Source organism: Nocardia sputi (assembly GCF_023501985.1).
Map to the genome: position 1 here is coordinate 1 of NZ_JAMFLC010000006.1, position 15,729 is coordinate 15,729.

14 protein-coding genes and 1 pseudogene are annotated in these 15,729 nt (G+C 68.1%); 13 read left to right on the forward strand and 2 right to left on the reverse strand.

The annotated features are described in order from the left end of the window. The 7 genes and pseudogenes from M8859_RS11120 to M8859_RS11150 all read left to right on the forward strand — a co-directional run. Positions 1 to 129 (forward strand): annotated as a pseudogene (locus tag M8859_RS11120) (cytochrome P450); the annotation flags it as partial. A gap of 61 nt (positions 130 to 190) precedes the next feature. Next, positions 191 to 415 carry a ferredoxin gene (locus M8859_RS11125; RefSeq protein ID WP_159930266.1) on the forward strand — a complete coding sequence of 75 codons (225 nt, stop codon included), beginning with the start codon at positions 191 to 193 and terminating at the stop codon, positions 413 to 415. Continuing rightward, the gene (locus M8859_RS11130) at positions 415 to 966 is read left to right on the forward strand and encodes a Cif family virulence factor (protein ID WP_159930267.1); all 552 of its coding nucleotides are present in this window, start codon (positions 415 to 417) and stop codon (positions 964 to 966) included. Before M8859_RS11125 ends, M8859_RS11130 begins: the two co-directional genes overlap by 1 nt. A gap of 5 nt (positions 967 to 971) precedes the next feature. Further along, on the forward strand, positions 972 to 2,222 hold the full coding sequence (locus tag M8859_RS11135) for a hypothetical protein (RefSeq protein WP_195070739.1): 1,251 nt from the start codon (positions 972 to 974) through the stop codon (positions 2,220 to 2,222). 24 nt (positions 2,223 to 2,246) lie between these two features. Then, positions 2,247 to 3,854: an acyl-CoA synthetase gene (locus M8859_RS11140; protein WP_195070738.1), complete on the forward strand. Its 1,608-nt coding sequence runs from the start codon at positions 2,247 to 2,249 to the stop codon at positions 3,852 to 3,854. Between the two features lies 1 nt (position 3,855). Then, complete coding sequence (locus M8859_RS11145) at positions 3,856 to 4,986, forward strand: NAD(P)H-dependent amine dehydrogenase family protein (RefSeq protein ID WP_249644181.1); 1,131 nt, start codon at positions 3,856 to 3,858, stop codon at positions 4,984 to 4,986. A gap of 31 nt (positions 4,987 to 5,017) precedes the next feature. Then, positions 5,018 to 6,244, forward strand: a complete 1,227-nt coding sequence (locus M8859_RS11150; RefSeq protein WP_159930271.1) for a cytochrome P450 — start codon at positions 5,018 to 5,020, stop codon at positions 6,242 to 6,244. A gap of 52 nt (positions 6,245 to 6,296) precedes the next feature. On the opposite strand, the gene cyp51 is transcribed toward M8859_RS11150, so the two are convergent. Further along, the gene (cyp51, locus tag M8859_RS11155; RefSeq protein WP_159930272.1) at positions 6,297 to 7,664 is read right to left on the reverse strand and encodes a lanosterol 14-alpha demethylase; all 1,368 of its coding nucleotides are present in this window, start codon (positions 7,662 to 7,664) and stop codon (positions 6,297 to 6,299) included. Positions 7,665 to 7,847: 183 nt separating this feature from the next. On the opposite strand from cyp51, the gene M8859_RS11160 reads away from it, so the two are divergent. After that, positions 7,848 to 9,047 (forward strand): MCE family protein, encoded by a 1,200-nt coding sequence (locus M8859_RS11160; RefSeq protein ID WP_249644182.1) that lies wholly within the window; start codon positions 7,848 to 7,850, stop codon positions 9,045 to 9,047. Here the strand turns inward: M8859_RS11160 and aztA are convergent. Beyond that, positions 9,044 to 9,739 (reverse strand): zinc ABC transporter ATP-binding protein AztA, encoded by a 696-nt coding sequence (aztA, locus tag M8859_RS11165; RefSeq protein WP_195070736.1) that lies wholly within the window; start codon positions 9,737 to 9,739, stop codon positions 9,044 to 9,046. The two genes, M8859_RS11160 and aztA, sit on opposite strands and share 4 nt — an antisense overlap. Positions 9,740 to 9,796: 57 nt before the next feature. Between aztA and aztB the strand changes: the two genes are divergently transcribed. The 5 genes from aztB to M8859_RS11190 all read left to right on the forward strand — a co-directional run bounded on the left by aztB (position 9,797) and on the right by M8859_RS11190 (position 15,693). Next, positions 9,797 to 11,803 carry a zinc ABC transporter permease AztB gene (gene aztB / locus M8859_RS11170; protein WP_249644183.1) on the forward strand — a complete coding sequence of 669 codons (2,007 nt, stop codon included), beginning with the start codon at positions 9,797 to 9,799 and terminating at the stop codon, positions 11,801 to 11,803. After that, complete coding sequence (aztC, locus tag M8859_RS11175) at positions 11,800 to 12,717, forward strand: zinc ABC transporter substrate-binding protein AztC (RefSeq protein WP_159930275.1); 918 nt, start codon at positions 11,800 to 11,802, stop codon at positions 12,715 to 12,717. Before aztB ends, aztC begins: the two co-directional genes overlap by 4 nt. Before the next feature lie 33 nt (positions 12,718 to 12,750). After that, positions 12,751 to 13,914, forward strand: a complete 1,164-nt coding sequence (aztD, locus tag M8859_RS11180; protein WP_159930276.1) for a zinc metallochaperone AztD — start codon at positions 12,751 to 12,753, stop codon at positions 13,912 to 13,914. A 67-nt stretch (positions 13,915 to 13,981) separates the two neighbouring features. After that, positions 13,982 to 14,887, forward strand: coding sequence for a class A beta-lactamase (gene bla, locus M8859_RS11185; protein ID WP_159930277.1), 906 nt, complete (start codon positions 13,982 to 13,984; stop codon positions 14,885 to 14,887). A gap of 125 nt (positions 14,888 to 15,012) precedes the next feature. After that, positions 15,013 to 15,693, forward strand: a complete 681-nt coding sequence (locus M8859_RS11190; RefSeq protein WP_159930278.1) for a hypothetical protein — start codon at positions 15,013 to 15,015, stop codon at positions 15,691 to 15,693. Positions 15,694 to 15,729: the final 36 nt, after the last annotated feature.

A 15,729-nucleotide genomic window follows, 5' to 3' on the forward strand; every position in this document is an offset into this window, starting at 1 on the left:
AGGGTCGCGTTGGGGGAGTTCGCGTCGCGGGTGCGGTCCTTCGAGGTCGTGGAGTCGGGGATCGTGCGTGTTCATTCGTCCAACGTGCGTGGTTTCGCGCACCTGCCCATCACCGTGGAGACCCGATGAGCCGTCGATCCCACCGGATCCGTGTGCCGAGGTGTCCGCGCCCGGCCGCGAGGAGCCGATCATGAGAATCCGGGCCGACCTCGATCTGTGCCAAGGACACGCGGTCTGTCAGGCCGAGGCGCCGAAGGTGTTCACGGTCCCCAAACGCGGCCAGGTCGAAATCCTCGACGACGCCCCGGACGCCGACCTGCGGTCCGCCGTGGCGAATGCGATCCGTTACTGCCCCACCCAAGCCCTGTCGATCGCTGAAGGCGCGACCGACTCCGCACCGAAAGGTACCGACTGATGCCAGATTTCGATCGCGCCGAGCTCGACGAAATGATCCAGCGCTGGATCGTGGAGAACCAGCGCTGCGAGGAAAAGGGCGACTGGAAGCCGCTCGCGCAGATGTATACCGAGGACGCCACCTACGGGTGGAATTACGGTCCCACCCAGGAATTCATGGCCGTCGGACGTGAGGAGATCCGCGAACTCGCACTCGGCCAGGAGATGGCCGGGCTGGAGGGCTGGACCTACCCCTATCAGGAATTCGTGGTCGACGAACGCACCGGCAACGTCATCGGATTCTGGAAGCAGATCAGCGATGCCGAACGACCGGATGGGCGCAACTATTCGCCGGAAGGCATCGGCGGCAGCTGGTTCCGCTACGGCGGCGACTTCCAATGGTCCTGGCAGCGTGACTTCTTCGACTTCGGCAACGTCTCGGCGCTGTTCCTGGAGATGATCACGAACAAAGCGCTCACGCCGGGCATGCAGAAGCGCATCGAGCGCTCGACCTCCGGCAAGCCGCTGCCCGGCTGGTATCGCGTCGGCGAATCGCCCGTCGCGCTGTGGTGACCGACATGACTGCACCACACAGCCGATTCGCCGACCTGGGTCGGGACACCTTGGCCGCGCTGCTTCCCGAACTGCTCTTGTGCGGACACCTCATCGACCGTTCCGGCATGGCGCACTCGCTCGGCGCGTTCGGTCGCGAGGGCATGACCGAGATCGCCATCGCGGAGTGGCAGGTGGCCAGCCCGGTCTACACCCGGCGCATGCAGCGAGCGCTCGGCTTCGCCGGTGAGGGCGTGGAGACCATCTTCAAGGGCCTGCAACTGGATATCGGCGCTCCACCGCAGTTCATGGACTTCCGTTTCCGGGTCGACGATGACCACCGCGGAGAGTTCTGGCTCGACCACTGCGGCGCACTGGCCGACGTGGAACCCATGGGCGAGGACTTCGTGGTGTCGATGTGCCACGACATCGAGGACCCGACTTTCGACGCGACCGCGCTGGCCACCAACCCGCACGCTCAGGTCCGGCCGATCCACCGCCCGCCGCGACGGCCGGCCGACCGGAAACCGGTGTGCGCGTGGACGGTCGTCATCGACCCCGCTCACGTGCCGCCGCCGGTGCCGCCCGACGCCGACCTGGTCGCCGGATCGGCGGCGGCCGGGCTGGAGCTGACCGCGATCGACCGCGACGACGAAGGGCGGGCGGACTACTCCGGTCCACTGCTCAGCGATGTGCGCTTCGCGGACTTCTCCCGATCCGCGCTGGTGCGTCTGGCCGACGAGGTCTGCCTGCAACACCATCTGCTCACCCTCGGTTTCATGATCGCGGTGCGCGCGCGGGCAGACGCGGCGGCGGCGCTGGAGATCGGCCGCAAACAGTTCGCCGGGATCGCCGGGATCACCAGCGAGCGGCTGCGGAATTGCCTGGGCCTCGGCGACGACGCCGCCGCGCTGGCGACGGTACTGCGCCTGCATCCCGCCCTGAACCCGTTGCCCTACACGGGTGTCGAGATCGGCATGACCGACAACACCGTCACAGTGGCGTTCCCGTCCGCCAGCGGCGCGCACACCGACGGAACCTGGCCGTCGATGCTCGCCCCCGAGCACATCGAGCCGCTGAACGCCCTGGTACGCGGCGTGAATCCGCATTTCAGCGCGGAGGTCGTCGCGGCGGGCGAACACGGTTGGAGCGCCGCCGTCACGCTCGGCGAGAAACCGATCCGGGAGGCGACGGAGGTCGCGATCACCCGGTTCAGCACCGGCGCCGCGTTCACGTTCACCGACCGGGGGATACCCCTTCCCCTCACCGTCGTGTGACCGCCCACTCAGAGATGGACTGCCATGGCCAACAACTTCGCCGACCTCTTCGAGCACTCCGTGGACGCCATGCCCGAACGGGTGGCTCTGATCCAGTCCGGCCGCCGGGTGACCTACCGTGCACTCGATGACCGCGCCAACCAGCTCGCGCACCATCTGGCGAGCATCGGCGTCGGCGCGGGCACCCACGTGGGTTTCCAGATGCACAACAGTATCGAGACGATGGAGACGCTGATCGCGTGCTTCAAACTCTCCGCCGTCCCGATCAACATCAATTACCGGTACGGCGTCACCGAGTTGGCCTACGTCTACGACAACGCGGATCTCGAGGTGCTCGTGCACCACTCCTGTTACGTCGGAACCGTCCGGGAAGCCGCTGCGCTGACCTCCACGTTGCGGCACACGATCTGCGTCGCCGACGAATTCTCCGGCGTGGCCGATGCCGCGGCGACGGCTTACGAGTCCGCCCTCGCCGCCCGGCCGACGGAACGCCCGGTGGTGCCGCGCAGCGGGGACGACCTGTTCATGATGTACACCGGCGGGACCACCGGCATGCCGAAAGGCGTCATGTGGCGGCAAGAGGACATGTGGCGGGTCCTCGGTGGCGGCATCGACTTCTACACCGGCGAACCGGTCGCCGACGAGTTCCAGCAGTCGCGCGCCGGTGCCCGGAACGATCCGGGTACCTGGCTGGTGCTGCCGCCGCTGATCCACGCCGCCGCCATGATGCCCACTTTCACGGCGCTGTGGTCGGGCAACACCGTGATCTTCGAGTCCCGCTTCGACGCCGGACGCGTCTGGCGGACCGTCGCCGAGCAACGACCTCAGGTCATGGTGATCACCGGCGACGCCATGGCCAGACCGTTGATCGAGGCCTACCGAGGCGAGCCGGTGGACGCCTCGGGGCTGCTGGCGATCGCCTCCGGCGCCGCGCTGCTGTCGCAACCGGTGAAGAACACGCTGTTGGAACTGTTTCCCTGGGCGGTCGTCTCGGACTCCATCGGATCGTCGGAAACCGGTTTCGGCGGTATCGGGTTCGCCCAGAAGCACGACGATCCCGCGCGCGGACCCCGCGTGCAGACCGGCCGCGGCGCGGTCGTCGTGGACGACGACGGTCACCCCGTCGCCCCGGGATCGGAAGGCTGGCTGGCCAAGACCGGCAACGTGCCGATCGGTTACTACAAGGATCCCGGCAAGACCGAGAAGTTGTTCAAGACCGTCGACGGCCTGCGCATGGTCGTCACCGACGACCGAGCCCGTGCCGAGACCGACGGCTCGATCACGTTGATCGGCCGCGGCAACATGGTGATCAACACCGGCGGCGAGAAAGTGTTCGTCGAAGAGGTCGAAAGCGTGGTGAAGGCGCACGGCGCGATCGACGACGCGGTGGTGATCGGAGTGCCCCACGAGCGCTGGGGGCATCAGGTCGCCGCGGTGGTGTCGCTGTCCGGCCCCGGGCCGGTCGAGTTCGGCGACCTGCAGGCGCACGTGCGCGACTTCCTGGCCGGATACAAAGTGCCGAAACAGATCTGGGTCGCGGACGCCATCGTGCGGGCGCCCAGCGGCAAACCCGACTACCGGTGGGCCAAACAGTATGTGGCCGATCGCGGACCCGATCACAAGGTGGACTGACATGATCCGCGTGATCCAGTGGGCGACCGGCGGGGTCGGCCGGGCCGCCATCGAGGGCGTCCTCGACCATCCCGAGCTGGAGCTGGTGGGAGCCTGGGTGCACAGCGTGGGCAAGGACGGCGTGGATCTGGGCGAGCTGGTCGGCCGCCCGCCGATCGGGGTGCGGGCGACCACCGACGTGGACCGCTTGCTCGCCACGCCGGCCGACTGCGTGCTGTACAGCCCATTCATGGCCGACACCGAGACGGTGCGCGCGATCCTGCGGTCCGGCAAGAACATCGTCACTCCGCTGGGCTGGTTTCATCCGCGGCGCGCGGAGCGGCAGCGTTACGACGAGCTGTGCCGCGCGGCCGGGGTGACCCTGCACGGCACCGGGATACATCCCGGCGGGATCACCGAGAAAATCCCGCTGGTGGTATCGGCGCTGTCGGGCGCGATCACCGAAGTGCGCGCCGAAGAGTTCTCCGACATCCGCACCTACGGCGCGCCCGAGGTGGTCCGCGACTGGATGCTGTTCGGCGCCACGCCGGAACAGGCCGCGACCAGTGTCATGGCGAACGTGCTCGCGGGCGGCTACAGCCAGTCGGTGTGGATGATCGCCGAAGCGCTGGGCATCGCGCTCGACGAACGGCTGCGGGTGACGCACGAGGTGGCGGTGGCCACCGCGCCGATCGATTCGCCCATCGGCCCGATCGCGCCGGGACGCGTGGCCGCGCAACGATTCCGCTGGCAGGGGACCGTTCACGGCGAGGCGGTGATCACGGCCGCGGTGAATTGGTTCATGGGCACCGAGAACCTGGATCCGCCGTGGACGTTCGGGCCCTCGGGTGAGCGCTACGAGGTCGAAATCGTCGGCGATCCCGGCGCGACGGTGACGTTCACCGGCATGCACGCCCACAGTACCGCCGCCGGTCTGGCCCGCAATCCCGGCATCGTCGCCACGGCCATGCACTGCGTGAACTCGATTCCCTACGTCGTCGCCGCCGAACCGGGTGTGCGGACCTATCTCGACCTGCCGCTCGTCGCGGGGCGTGCCGCCGCCTCCTTGTGCGGAGCCGAGGGTGACGAGGCGGCCGACCTTTCGTCCGTCCGTCCGGAACACACGGCCGCACAACGCCGTTCGGCGCGCTGATCGGCTCGCACGTTTCATCTAGGAGGTAGCTATGGCAGCACCGGCACTGCCGGTCGGATTCGACTTCACCGACCCGGCGTTATGGCAGAACCGTCGTCCGGTCGAGGAATTCGCGAAGCTGCGGCGAACCGCACCCGTGTGGTGGAACGCGCAATCCGACGAGACATCCGGTGGTTTCCGCGACGGTGGCTACTGGGTGGTCAGCAAACTCGCCGACATCAAGGAGATCTCGAAGCACCCGGAACTGTTCTCCTCGGAGCGCAAAGGCGCCATCATCCGCCTGCCCGGCGACATCACGCCCGATCAGATGGCGGTCACCGGCGCGCTGCTGGTGAACATGGACCCGCCCAAACACTCCAAGATCCGGCGGATCATCTCCAAGGGATTCACGCCGCGCGCGGTGGAGAACCTGCGAGCCGCACTCACCGAACGCGCCGCTCGTATCGTGCACGGAGCCAAACAGGCCGGTGGCGGCGACTTCGTCGAACAGGTCGCCTGCGAACTTCCGTTGCAGGCGATCGCCGAGCTGATCGGTGTGCCGCAGTCGGATCGGCGCAAGCTGTTCGACTGGTCCAACCAGATGCTCAACTACGACGATCCCGAGTACGGCGATCCCGCCATGGCCTCGGCGGAGATCCTCGGCTACTCCTGGAACATGGCCGAGCAGCGCCGCGCCTGTCCGGTGGGCGATATCGTGAGCGAGCTCGTGCACGCCGATGTCGACGGCGAGGCGCTCGGCTCCGACGAGTTCGGCTTCTTCGTCATCCTGCTCGCCGTGGCGGGCAACGAGACCACCCGCAATGCCATCACGCACGGGATGAAGGCTTTCATCGACAATCCCGAACAATGGGAGACCTTCAAGCAACAGCGTCCGCGCACCGCGCCGGACGAAATAGTGCGCTGGGCGACGCCGGTGACGGCCTTCCAGCGCACCGCGACAGCGGATCTGGAGCTGGGCGGGCAGTCCATCCGGCAGGGCCAGCGGCTCGGACTGTTCTACAGCTCGGCCAATTTCGACGAAGAGGGCTTCGAGGATCCGTACGCCTTCGATGTCCTGCGCAATCCGAACCCGCACGTGGGTTTCGGCGGCACCGGCACGCACTACTGCGTCGGGGCGAATCTGGCCCGGCTGGAGATCGATCTGATGTTCAACGCCATCGCCGACGTGATGCCCGATCTGCGTCAGGTATCCGAACCCGTGCGGCTGCGGTCGGGGTGGATCAACGGCATCAAGAGCTGGCGGGTGCGATACGAATAGCTTCGGGTGCGGGCTCCCCGGCGCTGCCGGCGGGGAGCCCACGCCGGGCCCATCAGCGGATGTCGTCGTCCTTGCGGCGCCGTCGGTAGCGGACGGTGCAGGGCTGGGCCAGTTGCACGACCATCTTGGAGTGGTCGTTGCGGTAGCTCTCCGACGGCTGGACCATCTCGAACTCCCAGTCGCGCAACAACAACGAGAAGATCGCCTTCAACTGCATGAGCGCGAACGCCGCGCCGACGCAGCGGTGGCGGCCGGCGCCGAACGGAATCCAGGTCCAGCGGTTGACCATGTCCTCTTGGTTGGGATCGATGTAGCGGCCGGGATCGAAAGCGTCCGGATCGGGAAAGTCCTCCGGAATCCGGTTCGAGATCGCGGGGGTGGCCGCGACGTGGTCGCCGGGTTCGATGCGATGACCGCAGACCTCGAACTCGCCTCGGGCCACCCGCATCAAGATGATCAGGGGCGGGTGCAGGCGCAACGTCTCCTTCAGGACGGACTCCAGGTGCGGAATCTGCCGCAGCGCTCCGAAACTGATGTCCGAGCCGTCGGCGTAGAGCTCGTCGAGCTCGGCCACGACCTGGCCGAGCACCTCGGGATGGCGCAGCAGTTCGATGATCGTCCAGGCCGCCGTGCCGGAGGTGGTGTGATGGCCGGCGAACATCATCGAGATGAAGATGCCGGTGATCTCGCTGGCGCTGAATCGCGGCTTGCCGTCGTCGCCGGGAATCGAGATGAGCACGTCGAGCATGTCCCGGTCGTCCTTGCCCGTCGGCGGGTCGGCCGCCCGGCGATCCATGATCGCCTGTACCAGCTCGACCAGCTCGGCGCGTGCCTGGTCGCGGCGGCGGAAGCTCTCGATCGGCGCGTACGGGTCGACGTAGGCCAGCGCGTCGGTGCCTCGTTCCAGGTCGTGGTAGAGGTGGGCGAATCGGTCGTCGAGGTCGTTGCGGAACTTCACGCCGATCAGGCACGCCGAGGAGGTGTAGATGGTCAGTTCGGCGAAGAAGTCGAGCAGGTCGATCTCGCCCTCGTCGCCCCAGCGCGCCAGCATCCGCTCGACCTCACGGGCGATGGTCGCGGCGTGCCCGCGCATGTGCTCGGCACGCAACGCCTGGTTGTGCAGCATTTCCTTGCGACGCTCCGGGCTGGCGTCGAAGACGACGCCGTCGCCGAAGATGGGCTTCATGAAGGGGTAGGCGGCGGCCTGGTCGAGGTCCTCGTCACCGGAACGGAAGAAGAATTCGTTGGCCTCCGCGCCCGACAACAGGATCACCTGACGCCCCGCCAGATCGAACGATCCGACGTCGCCGCACTCCTCCCGGACCCGGCGCATCAGGCCGATCGGGTCGACGCGGAACTCCTCCAGATGACCGTGCTCGTGGTCGCCTCCGGATACCCGACGTGGTTTCACCAGAGTCATTGGAAATCCTTCCCCAGATAAGTGTCCAAGTTTTATGATGGACACGTGTCTGGACAGTACTACGGCTAGCGACCGTCCGGCAAGGCGATCGCCGTCGCCCAGGCCGGACGGCTCGGGGCCGCAGCTGTGCCGCACCGCCGTCTCCGCACAGCCCGCGACAAGAAGTGATCGGTGGATTCGACAATGAATTTCGGCAGACAGACCATTGTGGTGACGTGGCGGCTGGTGCGGTTTAAAGTCGCGGGTGCGGGGATGATCCTGCTCATCGGCGCGATAGTCGTGGTCGCCGTTTCGATGTACGCCGGACGGTTCCGCTCGACGGTGACCGTCACCGTCGAGACACCGCGTTCGGGACTGGTCCTCGATACCGATGCCAAGGTGCGCATCCGGGGTGTCGAGCTCGGCAGGGTGAGCGCGGTGGAGTCTCGTGGCGACCAGGCGCGCCTACGTCTCGCGCTCGACCCGGAACTCCTGGAGCTGGTGCCCGCCAACGCGACGGTGGATATCCGCTCCACCACCGTATTCGGCGCCAAATACGTCAATTTCGTCGTGCCGAACATTCCCGCGCCGACATCCATCCGACCGGGCGCGACGATCCGCGCGGAATCGGTCACCGTCGAATACAACACGCTGTTCCAGCACCTGAGCGAGATCCTGGCCGAGGTCGAACCGGCCGAACTCAACGCCACTCTGGCCGCGCTGAGCACAGCACTGCACGGGCGCGGCGACCGGCTGGGCGATCTGCTCGCCCGCACCGACGACTACCTGCGGCAGCTCAACCCGAGCCTGCCCGCGCTGCGGCGGGATCTGTCGGCCGCGGGAGAGGTCACCGGACTGTATGCCGACACCGCACCCGATCTGTTGCGTACGGCGGACAATCTCATCACGACGAGCGGGACGCTCACTCACGGTTCGCGAGACCTCGACGCCGTGCTGCTCAACCTCATCGGTTTGGCCGGCACCACCCGGTCGGCGCTCGCGGAGAACGAGCGAGAGCTCACCACCGCGCTGGAGATCCTGCGGCCTACCAGTGCGCTGCTGGACACGTACTCACCCGTGCTGTACTGCGTAGTCGTCGGCATAGCGACAGCGCTTCCCGCGGCCGAGGCCATCATCGGAGGAAACAAGCCCGGCGCGATCTTCAACGCCAGTTTCATGTACGGCGCGCAACCCTACGAATACCCCGATGACTTGCCGAAAGTGAACGCGACCGGCGGGCCACGCTGCGCCGGGATCCTCGACCGGGTCCCCGGCAGTCATGCCGACTACGTGGTCACCGACACGAACGAGGGCGCGCCCTTCGCGCCGTCCACCGTAGTCACGCCCAATCCACCCGAGGTCTTTCAGATCCTGTTCGCCGGCATGCCCGGAGTGCCGCGCTAGTCGACGGCGGCGCGAACCGGTTCGGCGTCCTGGTGCAAGATCGTGTGCGGATCACCGTGGCCGGTCACGCGACCGTCGTCCAACAGCAGGCAATGGTCGGCGCGCAGGGCGTCCTCGCGGCTGTGCGTGGCGTGTACGACCGTCACGCCTTGGGCTCCCACCCGGCGGATGGCCTCGGAAATCTCCTGCTGCGCGGCCGAATCCAGGCCGGTGGTCGGTTCGTCGAGCAAGAGCAGATCCGATTCCTGCGCGAGCGCCTGGGCGAGCAGCGCTCGTTGACGCTGCCCCCCGGACAAGGTGTCGAGCCTGCGTTCGGCCAGGTCGGTGATGTCCATCCGGTCGAGGCACGCGCGCACGACGGCGCGGTCCTGCCGGGTGAGGCGCCGCCATGCGCCGCGGTGTGCCCAACGACCCATGGTGACCGTTTCCCGGACGGTGATCGGCAGAGTCGTGGGAACGCCGCTGTGCTGCACGACGAATGCCGGGCGCCGCAGATGCTCCCGGTGGACGGTGCCCACGGTGGGCGCGATGACTCCGGCGAGGATGCCGAGCAGAGTGGACTTTCCGGACCCGTTGGGGCCGACAAGCGCCGTCACCTGTCCGCCCGGGATCGTGGCGGTGAGCTCGTGCAGGACGGGGCGTCCCCGGTACCCGGCCGTCACCCCGGCGACATGGACAGCTGGCGGCGGCATGGCTACTCCGATCTCCTCGTTGAAATGAAAATCATTCTCATTGTAGAGTGATGCGTCATGGAGTGGTTGGCCCCGTTCGAGGTCTCGTTCGTGCAGCGGGCGTTGTGGGGCGGACTGCTCGTGTCGTGCCTGTGCGCGCTGGCCGGAACATGGGTGGTGGTGCGCGGCATGGCCTTCCTCAGCGACGCGATGGCGCACGGCATGCTGCCCGGCGTCGCGATCGCCGCGCTGCTCGGCGGCAACCTGTTGCTGGGTGCGGCGTGCAGCGCCGCGGCGATGGCGGTCGGCGTCTCGGTGCTCGGCCGCAGCACCAGGTTCGCCGCGGACACCGGCATCGGGTTGCTGTTCGTCGGGATGCTGTCGGCGGGCGTGATCATCGTGTCGCGTTCGCCCTCGTTCGCGGTCGACCTGACCGGCTTCCTCTTCGGTGATGTGCTCGCTGTCGGCGAGCGTGACCTGTGGTATCTGGCTGCGGCCCTGGTCATCGCGTTCGTGGTCTCGGTGCTGGGTTACCGGGCGTTCGTCGCACTCACCTTCGACCCACGCAAGGCGCACACCCTCGGGATGCGTCCCCGCGTGGCCAACGTGGCGCTGATCGGCCTGGTGACCCTCGCGATCGTGGCGTCCTTCCACATCGTCGGCACGCTGCTGGTCTTCGGTCTGCTCATCGCGCCGCCCGCGGCGGCCGTCTACTGGGTGCATCGCATCCCATTGATCATGCTCACCGCCGCGGCGCTCGGCGCGGTGGCCACCGTTGCCGGGCTGCTGATCTCCTGGCACGCGGGGACCGCGGCGGGGGCGACCATCGCGGCGACCGCCGTCGCTCTGTTCTTCGTCTCCGCGCTGTCGGCCTGGCTGCGCGATCGGGTCCGCTCCGCGCGCGCGACCCCGAGACCACTGGCACTGCTGCTGGTCCTCGCCGCGATCACACCTCTGATCGGTTGCGGGACCACCGAATCCCCGCCACCTGCGGCGCCGACGCCCCACGGATACGTGGCGGGCGCGGAGGAGACCGATGAAGCGCAGCCGCGTCTGGTCGTGGCCGACAACGGGACCGGCGCCGTGCGGGTGCTCGACCTCATCACCGAGGACGTCATCGATCTCGGCAGGATGGAAGGCGTCGACCGCGTGAGCACCGACGGGCGCTTCGCCTTCTTGTCCGCCCGCGGCGGGGTGCGGATCGTGGACGCGGGCGCGTGGACGGTCGACCACGGCGACCACGTGCACTACTACCGCGCGTCCGCCCGCGATGTGGGCACGCTCACCGGCGGTCCGGTGGCCGCGACGCGCGGTGACAGCGCGGTCACGGCAGTGGCTTTCGAAACGGGCGGCACCAGGCTGCTGGACCGCTCCGCGCTCGGCGCGGGGTCGCCGACCGAACGCGGCGCGATCGCGGACGGAGCCGCCGTGCCGTACGCAGAGCACCTGCTCGTGGCCGTGCCCGGCCGTGAGCACATCGAGGTCCGGACCCGGGACGGCGCGCAGGTCGCGGTCGTGGCGCAACGCTGCCCGCATCCGCGCGGCTCGGCGGTGACCAGGCGCGGCGTCGTCTTCGGTTGCGCCGATGGGGCATTGGTGGTGACGGCACGGAACGCGGAGTTCACGGGCGAGAAGATCCCCTATCCGCAAGGGACCGCCGAGGCCGACCGCGCGGTCGAGTTCTTCCATCGCCCCGGCAGCGCGACGCTGGTGGCGAAGGCCGGTCGGCGGGGCGTTTGGGTGCTCGACGTCAGGCGCAAGACCTGGACCTCGGTGGACACCGGGCCCGTGGTAGCGGCGAACACGGCGGGGGAGGGCGCCGCGCTGCTGACCCTCACCGAAGACGGCCTCCTGCACGGCTATGACGCCGCGTCCGGCCGCGAGTCCGCGGCGGCGCGACCACTCACCGCGCCGGTACGCCCCGGTGCGCCTGCGCCGCTGATCCTCGTCGACGAGCACCGCGCCTACGTCAACGATCCCGCGGGGCGTGCGGTCCACGAGATCGACTACACCGACAACCTGCGCACCGCACGCACATTCGACCTCGACATCAACCCGACAACGATGGTGGAGACCGGCCGATGAAACTCACCGCACGGCTGTGCGCGCTGATCGGCGTCGCATTGCTCGCACTCACCGCATGCTCGACTTCCGGCGCGAACCGCGAAGGAATCGTCGTCACCACCAACATCCTCGGTGACCTCACCCGCGCCGTCGCGGGCGACACCGTCGAGGTCACCGTGCTCATGCAGGCTGACGCGGACCCGCACTTCTTCGCGATCTCCGCTCAGCAGGCGGCCCTGCTCGAACGCACGAGCCTGATCGTCTACAACGGTCTCGGTCTTGAGGAGAGCGTGCTGCGCAATGTCGAGGCTGCCGAAAAGTCCGGGGTGGCAGGCGTTTCCGTCGGCGCGGCGATCGATCCGATCAACTACTCCGCCGACGATGGGAACGGCAGGCCGGATCCGCACTTCTGGACCGATCCGCGCCGTGTGCGCAGGGCGGTGGAGGTCATCCGGGACCGGATCATCGAGCATGTCGACGGTGTCGACGCGGCGGCCATCCGCACCGGCGCCGACCGCTACCTCGCCGAACTCGATCGACTCGACCAGTGGATGGCCGAGCGATTCGCGACGATCCCTGCCGAGCGGCGCAAGTTGGTCACCAACCACCACGTCTTCGGTTACCTGGCGCAGCGATTCGGCTTCGACGTGGTCGGCGCCGTGATCCCGGGCGGAACCACGCTGGCCTCGCCGAGCCCGTCGGATCTGTCCGCCCTCGCCGGAACCATCCGGGCCGCCGGGGTCGGCGCGATCTTCGCCGATTCTTCGCAACCCGACCGTTTGGCGCGTGTGCTCGCCGACCAAGCGGGTGTGCACGTGCAGGTGATCCCCCTGTACTCGGAGTCGCTCACCGAACCGGGCGGCGGCGCGGGCACCTACCTGGAAATGATGCGGGCCAACACCGAGTCCATCGTGCGCGGCCTCACCGCCCCTTAGCGCCCACCCACAGAACGAAAGACGGAGTCACCCATGCGGTCACCAACCACGAAATCGGCTGCCCTGACCGGCTTGCTGACCTTGACACTCGCCGTCGCAGGATGCGGCGCCGACGATTCCCCGGCGCAGGACTCTCGGCGCGAACAGATCGCCGAGCCTGTCGCGGTCACCTACGACGGCGGAATCCACGTACTGGACGGAACCACCCTCCGACTCGCGAGCACGGTCGACCTCGACGGCTTCAACCGGCTCAACCCGGCGGGCGACGACCGCCACCTGATCGTCTCGACCAAAGAAGGCTTCCGAGTCCTCGACGCCGCCGCGGCCGAATTCACCGGCACCGCGTTCCCCGCCCCCGAGCCCGGCCACGTGGTGCGGCATGCCGGACGGACCGTGCTGTTCAGCGACGGAACGGGTGAAGTGGTCGCTTTCGACTCGGCCGAACTCACCGAGGGGCAACCGAAGACCTCCACCTACCGCGCGGCCGCCCCGCACCACGGCGTCGCGATCGAACTCGCCAACGGAGACCTCGTCGTGACGCTCGGCACCGAGGAGAAGCGGACCGGGATCGTGGTGCTCGACAAGAACCGCACCGAGAAGGCGCGCAACGAGGACTGCCCCGGCGTGCACGGTGAGGCGACCGCCGCGGGCGAGGCCGTCGTGATCGGCTGCCAGAACGGCGTGCTGGTCTACCGCAACGGCACGATCACCAAAGTGACCAGCCCGACCGAGTACGGCCGGATCGGCAACCAGGCGGGCAGCGAGACCTCGCCCATCGTCCTCGGCGACTACAAGCAGGACAAGGACGCCGAACTCGAACGACCGCAGCAGATCTCGCTGATCGACACGGTCACCGGCGCGTTGCGTCTGGTCGATATCGGCACCAGCTACACCTTCCGCTCGCTGGCCCGCGGCCCGCGCGGCGAAGCCCTGGTCCTGGGCACCGATGGCCGCATCCACGTCATCGATCCCGTCGCGGGCGCCGTCGTGCGCACGATCCCGGTCACGGGGACCTGGCAGGAACCGCTGGAATGGCAGAAGCCGCGGCCCGCGCTGTTCGTTCGCGGCGGCACCGCCTACGTCTCGGACCCCGCCACCAAGCAGGTCCACCGCATCGAGCTGGAGACCGGAGCGAAGACGGCGAGTGTCACGCTGCCGAGCACCCCGAACGAAATGAGCGGTGTGGTCGCTCACTGACTCCTGGCTCTCGTCGGTGGGGACAGAGGATGATGACCGCGATGACGAGTTCGGTGAAAGGACGAGTATGACGCTGTCGCCCTCGACCATCGGTCGCCGCACTCTGCTGGCCGCGGCAGCGCTCCTACCGCTGGCCGCGTGCGCACGGGAGAAGACCCCGTCCTCTGCCCCCACCGTCCAAGCGGACGAGCGCCACGATCGCCTGATCGAGTTGGAACGAAAGTTCGACGCACGCCTGGGCGTGTATGCCCGCGCGACCGGGACAGGCGCCACCATCGCCCACCGCGCGGACGAACGATTCGCGTTCTGCTCGACGTTCAAGGGCTTGGCCGCGGCGGCGGTGCTCCAGCGTAATCCGTTGTCGCACTTGGACACCGTCGTCACCTACACCCGCGACGACCTCCTGAAGAACGCCGCGGTGACCCCGCGGTACGTGGACACGGGAATGACGATCCGTCAGCTGTGTGACGCCGCGGTCCGCTACAGCGACGGCACCGCCGGCAATCTCCTGCTCCGTGATCTGGGTGGACCGGCCGAGCTGACGGCGTACGCGCGGAGTCTCGGCGACATGGTCACCCGGATGGACCGGATCGAGCCCGCGATCACGGAGGCCACCCCTGACGATCCGCGCGACACGACTTCTCCTAGAGCGTTCGGCGAGGTCTACGACCGGATCGTGCTGGGTGACGCCCTGCCGGTCGACAAGCGCGACTTCCTCCGCGACCTTCTGGAACGCAACGCCACGGCCGCGGGTGCGCAGCGGATCCGGGCCGGCGTACCGCAGGGATGGAAGGTGGCCGACAAGACCGGAACCGGTGACTACGGCACCCTCAACGACATCGCGATCGTGTGGCCCCCGGACTCGGCGCCGCTCGTCGTCGCCATCATGTCCGGTAAAGCCACCCGGGACGCCGCCTACGACCAAGCCCTCCTCGCCGAGGCCGCCGCGTACGTCGTAGAAACCCTCACTTAGACCGATGGGGTGCCCGCGCTCTCGATCGGGTGCCGGAGGGAACCTCGCGATGTCCGAGTCGGAGTTCTCGGGCTCCCGCTATTCGCGCTGGCGGGAAAACGTTGCGCGGCAGCTAGATTGGCACGATGCCACTGCGACATGAACCGGACGTCTCCAAGGCTGACTGGTTCACCGAGCGTGGCGATCCATGGACGCAGTTGTGTTCGATGGGTCCCAGTGGGTTCACCCGGTATGCCCGGTTGTTCCACCCCGCCACACCCGATGAGGACCCGTCGGATCCGGATGCGCTGCGAGACCGCGCGGGCGACCTCGACTCCGAGGTCCTGCAGCGGCTGTCGAACATCCTCGCCGGGCACACCGAGACGCCGGACGACTGCTATTTCGGACTCTGGGACGGCTTCGGCGACATCTACGGTGGCTCGTCGGTCGTCGTGTCGTTCAGTATGGACTCGTCCACGAATCTCGCGGCCGCACCCAGCGTCGCACCGGCCTTCCCGCCGGAGGTCATAGACGGCCCCCGGGTGCGGATTCCGGCGCGCGACTACCTGCTGTTCCGCGGGCCGTTGCGCGAGGCCGGGCAGTGGGGCGCCGCGGACCTGCTTCCGGGCTGGTCACGACCGATCAACAGCCCGAATCTCATCTGGCCCGCCGACCGGGCGTGGTTCGTCGCGACCGAGATCGATCTGCCCTGGACCGGCGTCGCGGGAAGCGCCGCGCTGATCGAGGCATTGCGGGCCGACGCGGCACTGGACGTCGAGGAGACGCAGCCGTCGGACTCCCCGCCGTACTGGCGGGACCGGACCTGAACTGTCCGGCGACCCGAAGGGACGCGATCCCGGCCT